At 30.6% G+C, this 16,145-nt stretch carries 16 protein-coding genes; 15 read left to right on the top strand and 1 reads right to left on the bottom strand.

The annotated features are described in order from the left end of the window. The first annotated feature begins 360 nt into the window (after positions 1-360). From BN2409_RS16130 to BN2409_RS16085, 12 genes are all read left to right on the top strand, one after another. Positions 361-2,145: an adenine deaminase gene (locus tag BN2409_RS16130; RefSeq protein WP_053957623.1), complete on the top strand. Its 1,785-nt coding sequence runs from the start codon at positions 361-363 to the stop codon at positions 2,143-2,145. Between the two features lie 18 nt (positions 2,146-2,163). Continuing rightward, complete coding sequence (ade, locus tag BN2409_RS16125; RefSeq protein WP_053957622.1) at positions 2,164-3,891, top strand: adenine deaminase; 1,728 nt, start codon at positions 2,164-2,166, stop codon at positions 3,889-3,891. Between the two features lie 23 nt (positions 3,892-3,914). Next, positions 3,915-5,480, top strand: coding sequence for a xanthine/uracil/vitamin C permease (locus tag BN2409_RS16120; protein ID WP_053957621.1), 1,566 nt, complete (start codon positions 3,915-3,917; stop codon positions 5,478-5,480). Between the two features lie 207 nt (positions 5,481-5,687). Then, entirely contained in the window at positions 5,688-6,236 is a 549-nt protein-coding gene (locus tag BN2409_RS16115) for a hypothetical protein (protein ID WP_242847982.1), read from the top strand. Between the two features lie 358 nt (positions 6,237-6,594). Next, positions 6,595-7,224 carry a DUF3267 domain-containing protein gene (locus tag BN2409_RS16110; RefSeq protein WP_053957620.1) on the top strand — a complete coding sequence of 210 codons (630 nt, stop codon included), beginning with the start codon at positions 6,595-6,597 and terminating at the stop codon, positions 7,222-7,224. A 268-nt stretch (positions 7,225-7,492) separates the two neighbouring features. Then, complete coding sequence (locus tag BN2409_RS17430; protein WP_199873080.1) at positions 7,493-7,669, top strand: hypothetical protein; 177 nt, start codon at positions 7,493-7,495, stop codon at positions 7,667-7,669. After that, positions 7,617-8,402: a hypothetical protein gene (locus tag BN2409_RS16105; protein WP_207642573.1), complete on the top strand. Its 786-nt coding sequence runs from the start codon at positions 7,617-7,619 to the stop codon at positions 8,400-8,402. The genes BN2409_RS17430 and BN2409_RS16105 overlap by 53 nt, the downstream gene beginning before the upstream one ends. 265 nt (positions 8,403-8,667) lie before the next feature. Then, the gene (locus BN2409_RS17595; protein ID WP_053957618.1) at positions 8,668-9,420 is read left to right on the top strand and encodes a hypothetical protein; all 753 of its coding nucleotides are present in this window, start codon (positions 8,668-8,670) and stop codon (positions 9,418-9,420) included. Positions 9,421-9,676: 256 nt separating this feature from the next. Then, positions 9,677-9,841: a hypothetical protein gene (locus tag BN2409_RS17420; protein WP_199873078.1), complete on the top strand. Its 165-nt coding sequence runs from the start codon at positions 9,677-9,679 to the stop codon at positions 9,839-9,841. 294 nt (positions 9,842-10,135) lie between these two features. Continuing rightward, positions 10,136-10,927, top strand: coding sequence for a SpoIIIAC/SpoIIIAD family protein (locus tag BN2409_RS16095; RefSeq protein ID WP_053957617.1), 792 nt, complete (start codon positions 10,136-10,138; stop codon positions 10,925-10,927). Positions 10,928-10,995: 68 nt separating this feature from the next. Beyond that, the gene (locus tag BN2409_RS16090; protein ID WP_053957616.1) at positions 10,996-12,006 is read left to right on the top strand and encodes an FRG domain-containing protein; all 1,011 of its coding nucleotides are present in this window, start codon (positions 10,996-10,998) and stop codon (positions 12,004-12,006) included. Between the two features lie 272 nt (positions 12,007-12,278). After that, positions 12,279-13,193, top strand: a complete 915-nt coding sequence (locus BN2409_RS16085) for a hypothetical protein (RefSeq protein WP_053957615.1) — start codon at positions 12,279-12,281, stop codon at positions 13,191-13,193. Between the two features lie 318 nt (positions 13,194-13,511). Here BN2409_RS16085 and BN2409_RS16080 read toward each other — a convergent pair whose 3' ends face one another. Next, on the bottom strand, positions 13,512-14,204 hold the full coding sequence (locus BN2409_RS16080; protein ID WP_053957614.1) for a hypothetical protein: 693 nt from the start codon (positions 14,202-14,204) through the stop codon (positions 13,512-13,514). 459 nt (positions 14,205-14,663) lie between these two features. Between BN2409_RS16080 and BN2409_RS17590 the strand changes: the two genes are divergently transcribed. From BN2409_RS17590 to BN2409_RS16065, 3 genes are all read left to right on the top strand, one after another. Continuing rightward, entirely contained in the window at positions 14,664-15,188 is a 525-nt protein-coding gene (locus BN2409_RS17590; RefSeq protein WP_242847981.1) for a YjbQ family protein, read from the top strand. A gap of 303 nt (positions 15,189-15,491) precedes the next feature. Next, positions 15,492-15,713 (top strand): hypothetical protein, encoded by a 222-nt coding sequence (locus tag BN2409_RS16070; RefSeq protein ID WP_330375497.1) that lies wholly within the window; start codon positions 15,492-15,494, stop codon positions 15,711-15,713. Between the two features lies 1 nt (position 15,714). Beyond that, the gene (locus BN2409_RS16065) at positions 15,715-16,101 is read left to right on the top strand and encodes a retropepsin-like aspartic protease (protein ID WP_053957612.1); all 387 of its coding nucleotides are present in this window, start codon (positions 15,715-15,717) and stop codon (positions 16,099-16,101) included. The last annotated feature ends 44 nt before the right edge of the window (positions 16,102-16,145 follow it).

The raw sequence follows: 16,145 nt of genomic DNA, 5'->3' as shown, positions 1-16,145 counted from the left end.
TATAATTTTAGAAGTCTTGTGGATTATAAAATTGTAATTAAATCACCCCTTTATATTAGAATGGGGTGATTTTTGTGTTATTTTACTCTTGTTTTTCTTAAAGATTTAAAGGATAGAAAGAGGAGTAGAAGAAAAAATCACGAACATTTTTTACAAAATTCGAAAAAAAGTTTTCAAAACCAACAAAATAGTGTATATTTTTTGGAAAAAATATGTTATTATATGATCAAACATCATACATTTATGTTTTTTAAGTAATACAAATTCGTCGAGATAAAAACTGCAGGACGGGAAACCTGATTTGCCATGATTGGCCGGAATATCTCAAATTATATAAATTTATATATTGGAGGTATTTGTATGAAAAAAAACAAGGAAAACTTAAAAAAACTGATTCGTGCGGGTAGAAGTATTATACCAGCAGATACTGTTGTTCTTCATGGGAATTTAGTCAATGTGATGTCTAGTGAAATTTATCAAGGAGATGTGGCCATTTACGAAGATACAATCGTAGCCATTGGAGATGTAGCGGATTATATAGGTCCAAACACTCAAACAATTGATGCTACAGGAAAATATTTGGTACCAGGTTTGATTGATGGACACATACATAGTGAATGTAGCAAGCTAAGCATGACAAGCTTTGCTAAAGCTGTAGTACCTTGTGGAACAACAAGTATTATTTCAGGTTTAGATGAGTATATTTCCGTTTCTGGACTAGAAGGTTTGAAGGAAGTTTTTCAAGAAGTAAAGAAAAGTCCACTAAAAGTTTTTTGGGGTGCACCCTATAAAACACCTTATACATTTCCACAATCTACTGTTTCCTTTAATTTTAATGAAGAAGTTCATTCAGTAGTACAACAATGGCCAGAATGTTTTGGTGTTTGGGAAACTGTAAGAGAATCTGTACAAGTAGAAGATGAAGATACATTAGGAGCAATTGAACAAGCTAATAAGAATCGACTTCCTATATTTGGATGTGCACCCATGGCAAGAGGCAAAGAGTTAAATGGTTATCTCTGTGCAGGTATAAGATTAGATCATGAAAGCTACGATCATGAAGAAGTGGTAGAAAAGATGCGTAATGGAATGCATATGTTGATTAGAGAGTCATCTGTTACACATTTTCTTAAGGAGAATATAAGAGCTGTTACAGAAGTGAATCCTGCTCTCGCACGACGTGTAAGTTTTTGTACAGATGATGTAACAGCAACAGATATATTAGAAAAGGGACATTTAGATAATGTTGTTCGCTTGGCCATTGCAGAAGGGGTAGAACCTATGACAGCTATCCAGATGGCTACAATTAATAGTGCAGAAGCTTATAGAATAGATCATTTGGTAGGTTCTATTACACCAGGAAAAATAGCAGATATTCTTTTAGTAGATAGTCCAAAAACTTTCCGTGTAGATGGAGTCATTACAAATGGTCGTCTTGTTGCACAAAATGGAAAGCTTACATATAATCTAGAGGCACCAGCAAGAAGCAGTGTTCTTAGCAGTGCGTTAAAATGTGCTAAGACAACAAAAGAGGACTTTGAGTATAAGGTAGACATAAAAAATGGACAAGCCAAGGTTTTATCTATGGATGTAAAAGGTCCTTTTGTACGTAAAAGAAAAGATGCAACCCTTCAGGTAAAAGATTTTGTTGTATTACCAGATACACAGAAAGATGTGCTGATGGTTTCAGTTCTTGAACGTTTTGGTCGTAATGGAAACAAATCTTTAGCATTTTGTTCAGGATGGAATCTAAAAAAAGGTGCAATGGCATCATCAGCAGCACCAGATGATAATAATATCATTGTCATGGGAGCAGATGCTTCAGATATGTCTATAGCAGTAAATCATCTTATAGAAAATGGAGGAGGACAAGTAGTTGTTGCAGACGGTAAGATTGTAGAATTTCTTTCATTGCCTGTAGGAGGTATTGCCAGTGACTTAGATGCAGCAGAAATAGCTTATCGTGAAAAATTATTGACAAAGGCAGCCAATCAACTCGGTTGTAATTTACCAGAGCCTCTTATGTATATGTTTTTCTTACCCATTACAGCAATTCCTGACTATGCGATTACAGATGTAGGACCTGTTGATTGTATAGCATTAACTACATTTGATCCAATTATTGAATTGATAGAAGATAAATAGAGTAAGGGGTTGTAGTAGATGGAAAAAAAACAATTAAAAAAGCTTATAGATATTGCAGCAGGAAGAATACCAGCAGATTTAGTGATCAAGAACTGTAAAGTAGTAGATGTATATAATGCATCCATTGTTGAAGGGGATATTGCTTTATGTGAAGGATTGATTGCAGGTGTTGGAAAATATGAAGGGGTTAAGGAAATAGATGCAAAGGGACAATATGCAGCACCAGGCTTTATTGATAGTCATATTCATGTGGAATCTTCTTATGTGAGTCCTGAGGAGCTAGGAAGACTCATTGTTCCTCATGGGACAACTACAATTATTGCAGATCCTCATGAAATCACTAATGTATGTGGTCTTAAGGGAGTAAATTATATGATAGAAGCATCTAAAGGCACTGCTTTAGATATTCAATGGATGTTACCCTCTTGTGTACCTGCAACACCTTTTGAACATTCAGGAGCATCTATTCATGCGCAAGATATGAAAGATTCTATCAAGCATGAAAAAATTCTTGGATTAGGAGAATTTATGGATTTTCCAGGAGTAATCGGTGCAGAAGATGGTGTATTAGATAAATTGTTAGTGGCAAAAAATGAAAAAAAATTAATCGATGGACATAGTCCAGGCGTATCAGGAAAGGATTTGAATGCTTATGCAGCAGCTAGAATCCATACAGATCATGAATGTGCTACGGTAGAGGAAATGCATGATAGGATTTCTAGAGGGATGTATGTATTGCTTCGTCAAGGATCAGCTTGTCATAATCTGAAAGAATTACTCAAAGGAGTAACTCCACTAAATAGTAGACGTTGTATCCTTTGTGCAGATGATTGCCAGCCAAAGACGATTTTAAGCGTAGGGCATTTAGATCATCACTTGCGCATGTGTATAGAAGAAGTTGATCCGATTATTGGGATTCAAATGGCTAGTTTAAATGCAGCTGAATGTTTTGGGTTAGAGGACCGAGGTGCTATTGTACCAGGATTAAGAGCAGATATAGTATTGATAGATGATCTTAAGGATTTTAATGTGCAAAGAGTATTTATTAAAGGACAAGAAGTAGCAACAAAGGGTGAGTATATATTACCTATTACTTATCATGATATATCTCAAACAAAGGGAAGCTTTCATGTAAAGGATTTTTCTAAAGAAAAATTAAGACTAAAGATTAATTCTGAGAAAGCCCATGTGATTAAGATTCTACCAGGTGGTGTAGTTACCAGTAAAGAAATAGAAGTCATCAAACGAGATGAAAAAGATGAATTTGTATATGATTCAAATATAGATATTGCTAAGGTAGCAGTAGTTGAGCGTCATCAAAACACGGGCAATGTAGCTTTGGGATTATTAAAGGATTATGGGATAAAAGAAGGAGCTATTGCACTTTCAGTAGCTCACGATTCTCACAATATTATTGTAGTAGGTGTAAATGATACAGATATGGCATTTGCAGTAGACAAGCTAATTGAACAAGGTGGAGGCATTGTACTTGTAAAGGATGAAAAAATATTAGAAAATATGCCTATGCCAATAGCAGGTCTCATGAGTGATCAAAAAGGTGAGTGGGTAGATGAAAAGCTTACAAATATTCATAAGGTAGCTTACGATATTCTTAAGGTAAACCTAGATGTTGAACCTGTAATGACACTTTGTTTTATGTCTTTAGCAGTTATTCCAGAGATCAAGCTGACAGATATGGGACTATTTGATGTAATAAAATTCGAATTTATAGATATTGAAGCATAAATAGATTAGTGGAGGTAGCAAGGATGATAAAAACTGAAAAGAGGTTGACATGGTTTAACAGAGGAGATATAGGTGGACTTACGTATATTCTTACAAACAATATTGTAAATTATATTATTGTAATCGCTACTCTTTCAGGAGTGTTAGGCTGGCCTGATAAAATTGTCTATGGACGAGTAATTCCAGGTATGTCTATGGGACTTTTAGTAAGTTGTTTATATTATGCATATACGGCCTACAAATTATCTAAAAAAGAAGGAAGAACAGATGTGACAGCATTGCCATCTGGTGTATCTACACCTGCTATGTTTGTTATTTTATATGGGGTGATTATGCCGCTTCATTATTCTATTAATGATCCAGAACTTGCATGGTCTGCTGCTGTTGCAGCATGCTTTATAGGAGGAGTAATTGAGTTTTGCGGTGGTTTTATCGGACCGTGGCTAAAAAAGAGAATTCCACGAGCAGCTCTTTTAGGAACAGTAGCAGGAATTGGTTTTATTTGGATGGCTACTCAAGGTGTATTTGATTTATTTGGAGATCCAATTATAGGACTTCCCGTTTTATTAGTAGGGATGATTGGTGTTTTTGGAGGATATTTGTTTCCTAAAAGAATTCCACCCTTTGCTGTAGCTATTGTAGGAGGAATTGTTTATGCGTTAGCCATTGGACGTACTCATATTGACTTCTCAGGTATTGGTTTTTATGTACCCAATCCTGTTAATTCTATAGAGGCTCTTATAAATGGCTTTGCTATAGTGATACCTTATTTAACGATTATTATTCCTATTGAAATTTATAATTTTATTGAAACCATGGATAATGTAGAAGCAGCAAATGCTGCAGGAGATAACTATAGTGTAAGAGATACACAATTTGCAGACGGTATATGTACGATGATTTCTGCTTTGTTTGGTGGAGTTGTACCAAATACGGTTTGGCTTGGACATGCAGGGCTAAAAAAAGCAGGAGCCAATATAGGCTTTTCATGGGTAGGTGGAATTTTACTTGCCATTGCAGGAGTTTTTGGACTCTTTACATTCTTTAGCGCCTTAATTCCACCGGCTATTGCAGCAATTACATATTTATGGTGTTCGATTGTTATGCTATCTCAAGCATTTAGAGTGTGTGATGAAAAACATTATGCTGGAATTGGTATAGCCATGGTTCCACCTATTGCAGACTTTTTATTTACGCAAGTTACTGGAGCAGTAGGTCTTTCAGATATATGGACTGAGACGCTATCTTCAGGGGTTGTAGGTTATGGTACAGAAGTAACCCAAAGATTAGCAGCTTCGGGAGTCATGTGGAATGGAGTTGCAGAAGTGAAGGCAGGGGCTATTATTATAGGCATCCTTCTTGGGACTTTGACTGTTTTTATCATTGATAGACAGTTAGACAAGGCTGGACTTACAGCCTTAGCAGGAGCTGTTCTTTCGTTATTTGGATTTATTCATAGTGCATCTTTAGGTATATTTTTTAAATCTACATTTATGATAGGTTACTTGATAATGGCGGCCATTTGTTTTATCCTTCATTTAGGAAAAGGTAAATGGTTTGATGTACCAGATGATTTTGATTATGTATAATAACTTAGATATTTAGTATATAAAAGGAATGTGCTTTCTTTAAGTGAAAGCACATTCCTTTTATTATTAAAAATCATATTCTATATGATTTTATCTATTGTGCCCATATAAATACTTGATTGCTAATAGTAACCAAGTTATAATGCTATTATATATTACTATGATTAAAGAAGGAAACTGATTTTATTTTGGGAGAAGTGATTTCAAGTGAGGAAAAAATATTTGATGATTATATGGATTACTTTTATTCTTTGTATGACTGGCTGTGACAAGTCAAGCGCAAATATTGAAAAGTATCTTAATAGTGGTACTACAATTGATACAAATGCCAAAGACATTATGCCCAATCTTGATGATTTACCTAAATATGAGAATATTGCATATAAATATACTCATAAAACAATGTTTCTATTTGAATCTGATTCAGTTGCTCTTATTGTGAAATATGATGATAAAACATATGAGAGCGAAAAAGATAAATTGGAAGAAAACTATACTTTTTTAGAAGATAAAGTGAAAGATATTATTCCTGAATATGAGTTTTCAATAAATAGCTATACTTTTAAAGTGGTAGCTGATCATGAAAAAAGTAAGACAGAATTTCCAAAATCTTTTGGCATGATTGGAACATCTGAAGAGAAAAAAAGTATAGCATATTTGTATTTTTATGATTTTGATTTAGATTATATAGGACAAGAAAATGATAGACACCCTATGGCTAATTTTGTTAAGAAGTATTTTGAATACAACTTTTAGTCATGGGTTTTTCATATGATCATAATTATCTTTGGTTTATAATCATGATATTGAAACACATTATTCTTATAATGATTATTGAATATAAACTGCATCTGGATATGGAAAAAAAGTGTGTTACACAGTTAAAAAGAGAATAGATAAGATAGAATGTGGAGATTATCATTGAAAGATATAAAGATAGATTTTGGTGAAATAGACCCCAAAGAGAGAGTACATGATAGATTAACTAAAAAACCTCAGTAAATTTAGATAGATTGATATATGCTTTTCTTGAATGAAGACGTAGTAGTAGAATTATGCGAAGAACATAGATTTAGAATCAAATATAAATGCATACTAGGAGAATAATATAAAAATGGAAAATAAAAGTAAAATATCAAAGGATAAGAAGAATTTAACAGATGTTCAAATCAAACGTTTAGAAGAATTTAATAGAGTTCGTGAAGAATTGCTTGAACAAGGATATAAAGAAAAGGATTTAAGTGTGAGTACTTTAAAAGCGAATGTTATGGTATTGGTAACTACAGCACCAATTTTTGTAGTATGCTATTTATTATTTTTCGCAATTTATGGAGAAAATTATAAGTATACGAGATTAGATATAGGATTTTGGATTATTGTACTTATAGGAATTGTTGTACATGAATTGATTCATGGAATTACATGGGCAGTTTTTTGTAAAAAAAAGTGGGGGGCTATAGGATTTGGGGTAGATTGGTCAACACTTACACCATATTGTTGTTGTAGTGAAGGGCTTGCATTTAAAAACTATGCTTTAGGATGTGCAATGCCCACTATTGTTGTAGGGTTATTGACATATATTATTGGATTAGTATTAGGAAATTATTTTTTTGCTATGTTTGGTGCATTCCATATTTTATGTGGAGGTGGAGATGCATATATTTTATGGTTGATTCGTAAGGAAAAGAATGCAATAATTGTTGACCATCCTTATTTAGTAGGATGTGTTGCGTTTGAAAAATAGGTTGACGTAAATGAGTATAATCTTTAGTTTTATTTAAGACATATCATTCTTATATTACGTATGGAATCAAACTAAACTAAAATTGTAACTAAATCACCCCTAAGAAATATATTTATATAAGAAGAGGGTGATTTTTTTTATGAGAGATGGGGGACAAGCAGAGGTAATTGAAGTGAAAGCTTGTATATATTAGTCTGGAATTGTGAGGATATTTTGATTTATCAGTGATATAATCATAATAAATATAACTAAGGAAAGAGAGATTCTATTGAAGTGGCAAGAGGTAAGAGAAATGTGCCCAGATCAATTTGTAAAGATTGAAATTTTAGAATCCCACATTGAAAACGGAAAAGAGTATGTTGATGAGGTAGCATTTATAAAAGCAATTACTGATGAAAATGAAGCTATGGAAGAATTTTTTAAGGGGAAGGGTAATCAAAGATAAAATCGTAAAAGCATCTGGATATGGTGGAAAAGTGTGTTACTCAGTTAGAAAGAGAATAGATAAGATAGAATGCGAAGATATATCATTGAAAAGCATGAGAGATGTTATGAGACATTATCAGAGAAAGAAGGTCAATTTTATGTTTGGGATAAAAAATAATAATCAGTTTAAAGTTAATGAAATACGAACAGACTTTGAATTGAAACTTCTAAACAAGGCAAAAACAATGGTGCCGGGCTTACCACCATTACCGTGGAGTAAGAGAGTATATATTCGTGGTGCTGGAATTATTGCAGGTGGATGGGATAAGGATGATAATTTTTTCCTTATATCTGACTATGCTTATAGTATTAATAATCCATTAAATGGTGAAGTTAGTGATGTTATTTATGATTATCAAATAGTTAGTAAAAATTTATCTAACGATTATCTAAGATTTAAGAAGCCATCTTCTAATGAGGTGATTAATATTTTTGGATTAAATTCAGGGGATGGTATACATATAAATAATGATGGTTGGAACATTGAAGTTATCTATCCATGGTGGCCTCGTGCATCAGTAATAATTAATAATGTTTTTGAGAATAATGCTTCATCAAGGGAATATTTAGATAAGACATATATGATTGATATTAAAGAATTAGATGGATGGATAAAATGTGGTTTTTCGAATTCAGGAAATAAATTTGCAATATTAGGCTCCGGTGGAGCAGTTATATTTTCTATGACATAGATATATATAAATGTCACGTAACAATAAATTGTTATTTGTGCAGTAGAAAAGGCTGCTAGAGCTGAACTGCACATCTTCCAGTAACTAAGCAAGATATGCCTAAGTAGCTGAAATATAGGTAATGTGAGACGTTATACAACAGGAGATTGAAAAAAATGAATAGATTTACAAGGTGAAATTTTAAATTCTTGTATAGTAAGTATTCACGATAGTAATGTCGTGAGCAACACAAGTTATGCGAAATACTTTATTAATGGAGGGTATTATGAATGGTCAATTGTATCATTTAATTAAAGTTATTGATTCATCAAATAAGTCTCTAAAAAATAAGAAGATTGATAAATATGAAGATGAAAAATACATAAAGAGTGTTCTTTTTAAAACGACTGTAGATAATTCTTTTATAAGTAAATTATTTAGGGAGAATAAGATAAAAGTCGTTGCAAGATCGTTAATGGAATGGTACGAGTATTTAAAAGTAAGAAATTGCAAAAGAGTGTATGCTAAATTAGTAGTAAATGCAGATGATAGGAATTTATCAGCATTCGCAAATGGAGTAAGTGGTCAATTTATGATATGTATTTATAACGGCTACTATGAAGTGTGGAGAAATGTATTCGAATATAATGAAAAGAACTGGGATGTTCAATATCATATGATACAAAAAATTAATGAAAAATTCATCTTAGAAGATGTGGATCATAATGAAGCAATTGATAATCTTATTGAATGCTATCTAAGGATTGGTAACTTTGCTCTAGAAATTAAAGAAGAGCATTGGTCTAAATTTTTCTATAGTGGAAAAGAACATTTGGAAAGAATGAAGAATGATGAAGAATTTGATATAGAGCAGCTGTTAGTGAATATCAAGTGGCCTTTTGGAGGAATGGGATCGTGGAATGATTCACCACCATATTCTGCACATCAGCTTGGAAGGGAAGATGAATTTAAACTTGTAAGTGATAAGCTGTATAAAGCAATACATACAGCTGTTGAGGCTACTTTAAATAAATCATAAAGCACTTTGTATGTTCTATAGTTTTTAATTTTTATATCAAATTTTTTATAGATAGTAGACATGCTGATTTTTTACATATGATGGGTGGACAAACCTCTTTCTTTTCTTGAATTAAGACGTAGTAGTAGAATTATGTGCAGTAAGGATTCTTTAAATAATTTTATCTTCTTATATTGGGTATCAAATACAAACTAAATTAAAATTGTAACTAAATCACCCCCTATGGAACATATTTATATAAGAAGGGGGTGATTTTTTGCGTTATAGAAGATACTGTCATAAAAAAATGAAAGGCAGCTTAAAAGCGTTTATAAGTATCATACTTATTTTTTTAGTACTTATATATGGATCTTTAGTAATTGATAAAAAAATTAAGCCTGCTTTTTTAGCAATAGCAGAAGTAAACCCGTCTGTGAGTTAATGGTTAGTTTTAAGGTGAGGGTGTGTTATGGGATGGATTGATTTTTTTTATGAGGTAGGAGAGGACAAGCATAGGCAAAAAGAAGTTATTATAGGATAAGGTTTATAGTTGTTGAAGAGTAAAAAATGGTATAATATTATATATATGGTATAAAATGAAGGCTTAATACAAAAATTGCAAGAAAAAATGACTTATATAAGAAATGATTTTATTATAGAATGAAATCTCTTGGTATCTAATAATTATATGGTAAAATATGTATTGATAAGTTATCTATGAAAAAGAGGGATACAAATGAAGACGGTAGAGAGCATTTTAACACCAAACATGATTAGTATTTTAACTTTATTAGCTACTATATTAATACCTATTTTTATATATTTTATGGAAAGCAAAAGCAAAATTTTGAAGTATAAAGTTATTTCAATAACAAATATATTAAATGAACAAGATGAACTTACTGACCAGATAAAAATATTGTTTAATGGACAAGAAATAGAATCTCCTCACTTAATAGAAATACATTTTTATAATTCTGGGAATATCCCTATTAAAGCTGATGATTTCTATAAAAATATTCTAATAAAATTAGATGAGAATGTTAGTGTACTGACAAAAAGTACAGAAGGCATTGCCCCTAAGGATTTAAAGGTAGATTTATTAGTAAATCAAAATAATATTGAAATATTACCAACTTTATTGAATTCTAAAGATAGCTTTAAAATAAAATTTATGACTAATAAATTAAGTGAAAATATAGATGTAAGTGGCAGAATCTTAGGCGTTAAATCCATTAATGAAGAAAAAAATAAAAATACAAACAAACTATATTCAGGATCAATTTTTTTAATTTTATTATCACTAACACTTATTTGGATTCAACCTCAAATACGTTCTTTAGATCCGACTACTATAAATTTAAAATTGATTTTTAAAGTTATAGCAATCAGTACATTGATGACTATGTTGAATTCAATACTAAAACAGTCTGGAAGAGAAGAACAAGCTATGATACCAATGTTAGTAGGGATCACATCAGTTTTAATTATTGTAATTCAAATATTTTCAAACTTTCTTGCACTATAAAAATAACATGTGGAGATTATAGAATATTTAATGGGAGATAGCGTATAGAGGTTAGGAGAGAAGCAAAAATGTTAGGTTCATTTTTAAAAGACTATTACGATTTTTTTATGAAAAAAAATATGTTATCAGATTTTCTGAGAGAGGGAAGTAAAACAACTGGTATGAAGAAACAACTACATATTGATAATATTTATGATTATCTTAAAATTATTAATATGTGTGAAACAGAAAAACAACAAGACAGATTTAATTTAGCGAAAAATTTTTTGTATAGAGGAGTAACGAACAAAGAGTGGAAGCTTGAGCCAAGTTTAGGATTTAATAATTTAGTATTTTATGAGAGCAGAATGATTTTTGATTTTTTGGAATTAAGACCAGATGAATTCAAAAATATGGATGATTTCAATATAATTGCTAAAATGCAACATTATGGATTGCCTACAAGACTACTGGATTTTACAATGAATCCCTTAATTGCATTATATTTTGCATGCTGTGATACGAATGGTTATGATGTTGATGGAAAAATATATATAGCTTTGCCATACGGCAACGATAATATGAATGATTATATAAAACAAGTGTGTTCTATTTATAAAAAACTAGATTTTAATTTAGTATCTGATTTGGGATATTTTTATACATATATACAATTGGTTTACGGAACTAACAATATATTTTTTGTTAGACCAAATTATATTACGGAAAGAGAAAAGAGACAAGAATCTATTTTCTTATTATTTGCAAATGGATTGTATAATTATGATACAGATAGTATTATTACAGATAAAGAAGGTGTTAGTATGTATACATCTAATGATGCTAAATTGCCGTCGCTTATCAAATATGCTGATTCATTACATGATGTCTGTGAAAGAGATTTAGAACAAAACTTTATTGAAATTATTATTCCAAAAGAGATTAAAGAAAAACTTCTAAATTCAGTAGGAAAATTGGGAATTAGGAAAGATTATATATTTCCAGAATTAGAATATACAGCAGAATATTTAAAAAGCAAGTATAAGAAAATGGATATGATAGTAAAGAAAAATGAGTTTAAAGAAGAATATAATTTTTAAAAGATATCAGATAATGCAAAAAATATAATTATGTATGATACAGGTAAATAGCAAATCCAACATAATTGAAAATTAGTTGTATATAAAAGCTCCTCAATCACTAGGAACTTTTAAACTATAGTTTAAATTATTCTTTAACAACTTGTTTTGAATTATAAAATTTTCCATATCGATGTGATATAAAATTGTATTGTGTATGAGAAATGTATTCAATATGAATACCATGAAAATGCTAAGTGTAGATGGTGGTAGCTTTAAAGGGAGTGATAATTATGGCAAAACAGTTATCGGCAACAGCAATATACAGATTAAAAGAAGCATTGTGTGTTATTTTTTGGTATAAAAGTGATTTAGAATCATTTTTACGTAATTGTATAAACGATCAAGGCATCATTAATAGAGTTAATTTAGGAAACTACAAAAGACAAATTGTTTCAGATGTTGTTAATATTTTATGCAAAGATCAGCAACATCATTTAGGAGATATAAGACGTTTGATGTATGAAGTATGTCAAATGGATAATTTTATACATCTAGAAAATCTTGAAGATGGAAAGAAAAAGGCTGAAATAGCAACAAGAGCTGTTCAATCCTTAAAAGAACTAGTAGAGGCACATGATGAAAAAATAAAAGAAGAAGAATTGATAGCACAACGAAGAAAGGAAGCTATGGAGAAATTTTCTTCTAATAAAGCTATTTTAAAAAAACTTGATGAAATTAAGAATTATTATTGTAGTCTTTTTGCAACAGACAATCATCAAAATAGAGGCTATGAATTAGAGAGAATAATGTATGAGTTATTTTCATTATTTGATCTAGATCCAAAATCTTCATTTAAGAACATAGGCGAACAAGTAGATGGAGCATTTTCATTAGAAGGAACCGACTATCTTTTTGAAGCAAAATGGACAAATAAATTACCAGATCTTAGTGAACTAAATAGTTTCAAAGGAAAAGTTGAAAGAAAACTTGATAACACGCTTGGTCTATTCTTATCAATAAATGGTTTTGCAAAGGATGCAGTAAATATTCTTTCAAGCAGTAGAAGTACGATTTTATTAATGGACGGAGCAGATTTGATGACAGTTTTAGAAGGAAGAATAGATTTTGTATCCATGCTAGTGAGAAAAAGAAGACATGCATCTCAAACAGGAAATATCTTTTTTAGAATAACAAGTGATATATAAATCTAATCAATTTTAAAAAAACTGGTATGCTACAAAATTACTATTGTATTGCCTTGAGTAAAATCTACAAGATAATTGAAAATAAAAGGATAGAATGTAATTTTAAAAATCATATTTTTATTTTGATTGATTTGAAAGCGACATATTGTATAAGTATTAAGTGATATGTTGTTTTTACATTATCATAAATTTTTTCAGACCTCTTTACTGTAGTAAAGGGATATACAAATTTTATTTAAATGGATATATTATGCAATGCCTTTCGAGTAGCTTTAAAAAGATAAAGCATATGCGAGAACTTTTTTATGTTTTTTCTGTCTACTTTTCATTCTTATCTTGATTACCTCTATCTTGCGGATTATACAAAGCAACTAACAAAGCCGTATTAATAGCCAATGACTGGTTTTTCCTAATCTTATAAATCTTTTCCATTTCTTTCATAACCCGTTGCTTAATTTCAGCATTAATATTTACAGAATCTTTATTTCTAGTTCCTGCATAGATTCTAATAAAAACATCTGAAAACTGTTTGAGCTTTTCTGGAGAATTTTCTTCTTCGAATTTATTAATGAAGTTGACAATTTTATTCATTTTAGAATCCAGTGGTTTTATGTTTTTATCTAGGGTAAGTAGGTAATTCATAATATGATCAGTATTACTTTTCATAGAAGCCTTTTTCTTTGTACTTTTCTGAGAGGTATCTTTTAATGGATCAGAAAGATAACCGTTGTTGTTTTCATCAAATATCATTTTTACTTGACCATCAAGAATGGAATTGTGATTTTTATAATCAGTATTTTTATCTATTCCCATATCTTCTTTTCTAGGTGTATTACATTTCTTTTTACAAACTTCTCTAATTTTATTAACAATTGTTTGACGTGCATAATTCTTATCAAATTCTTTGTTGAACATGATTTTGATTCTATTTGTGGTAAGTGGTGGATTTTGATCCACGAGCTTCTTTAGATATTTTTTTATTTCATCTGTCAACGTAATTTTATTAGCCATAATATCACATCCCTTACAGCATGGTTTTGGTACATACTATAAGATATTTGGACTAGCAGGAATTTATGCTAATGTAATTATTAAGGCTTGACCTAAAGTAAAAGGAGAACTTTAACATAAACTTTAAGTTTAAATTTTAAAGATAAAGTAGAGGAGTTTCATATATTTCGAGATTTCCTAGGCAATAATAACGAGAAATTTGGTACATTCAGTTTTCAGGTTGAATTATCAGATTGCTTAGTAGATGAAAACTATGTTTATATTGTAAAGAATATTAGTAGCCTTGCAGAAAAAGGAGCAATAAGTAGATTATATCGAGGTCTTAAGGATGATAAAAATTCGAAGTATGCTAGACGAGATGAATTTGTTAACAGATTTCAACATGAGACACTTAAATACAAAAATAAAGATTGGGTTGTTTATCATAAAATAAAACGTAATGATCTTTATAATGATGAAGTGACAGCTGAAATTTATTATGCTATTATTAATGACTTTATAAATGCTATGTTGTTAATAGAAGAAATCGGACAAGGTAAAGAACCATATATGTTTAAAAACACTAGGAGTTCGGAAGTGTTTTTATTAACATATAATCCTAAGATATGGAACTGGAGAACTATCAAAGAAGCTATTGATAGTATTGAAAAAACAGGGGCATGTGTTACGAGATGGAGTTGTGGCACTAGAAAGAAATTTAATGAAGGGGCTAGATGTTACCTTATTAGGTTAGGGGGTGAATCAAAAGGAATTTTTGCTTTTGGGTGGGTCAATAATGGTGCTTATAAAGATATTCATTGGGATGAAAATAAAGAAGAAGAGTATAAACATTTTGAGGGGAATTCTCATGTCCATTTAAAATCTTCCTATATGGGTGCAGAAAAGATGATCATTATAAATAAGGGAAAGCCTATTTTAGGGACTTGGCAGAGTGTATACTTTTGTGAATTCGATGGTCCTAGGAATAGAAATGTATGGATTTAAATTATGGAAGATTAAAAGGGTATACATCAATGGGATATGCTATCAAAGAAGAATTGTAAATAGTATGAAATAAATTTTCATGTTTTTATGATCAATAATCACTAAATCACCCCTATGAAACATATTTATATATGAAGAGGGTGATTTTTTATGGGGAGGAATGGACAAGCAGAGATAATTGAAGGGAAAGCGTGTATATATCAGTTTAGAATTGTGAGGATATTTTGATTTATCAGTGATATAATTAAAATAAATATAACTAAGGAAGGAGAGATTCTATTGAAGTGGCAAGAGGTAAGAGAAATGTGCCCAGATCAATTTGTAAAGATTCAAATTTTAGAATCCCACATTGAAAACGGAAAAGAGTATGTTGATGAGGTAGCATTTATAAAAGTAATTACTGATGAAAATGAAGCTATGGAAGAATTTTTTAAGGGGAAGGGTAATCAAATAGTTTACAGTACAAAAAATGAAAAAATTATAATAGAGATAGTAAAGAACGTAGGAATAAGAAGGGGTATATAGTATGATAAGATTAAGGCTTAAGGACGGATTATTATATATAACAATAAATCTATTACATCAAGGAAAATCAGTAGAAGTAAAGGATATGATAGTAGATACGGGAGCATATCATACAATTATAGACCCGAAGTATTTAGAAGAAATGGAAATTGGTTTATCTGCTGAAGACAAAATCGTAAAAGCATCTGGATATGGTGGAAAAGTGTGTTACTCGGTTAGAAAGAGAATAGATAAGATAGAATGTGAAGATATATCATTGAAAGATATGAATATAGATTTTGGAGAAATAGATCCACAAGAGCGAGTAAACGGATTATTGGGATTAGATTTTTTGAGAAATGCAGGAGTTATTATAGATTTAGTAGAATTAGAAATGTATAAAAAATAACTGCCTTATAAATATAATATACATGCTATGTAATAGTTGTATTG

The organism is Inediibacterium massiliense (assembly GCF_001282725.1).
Taxonomy (GTDB): Bacteria; Bacillota; Clostridia; order Peptostreptococcales; family Thermotaleaceae; genus Anaerophilus; species Anaerophilus massiliensis.
Note: the sequence above shows the minus strand (reverse complement) of the source record. Positions and strands in the feature narration are given on the sequence as shown.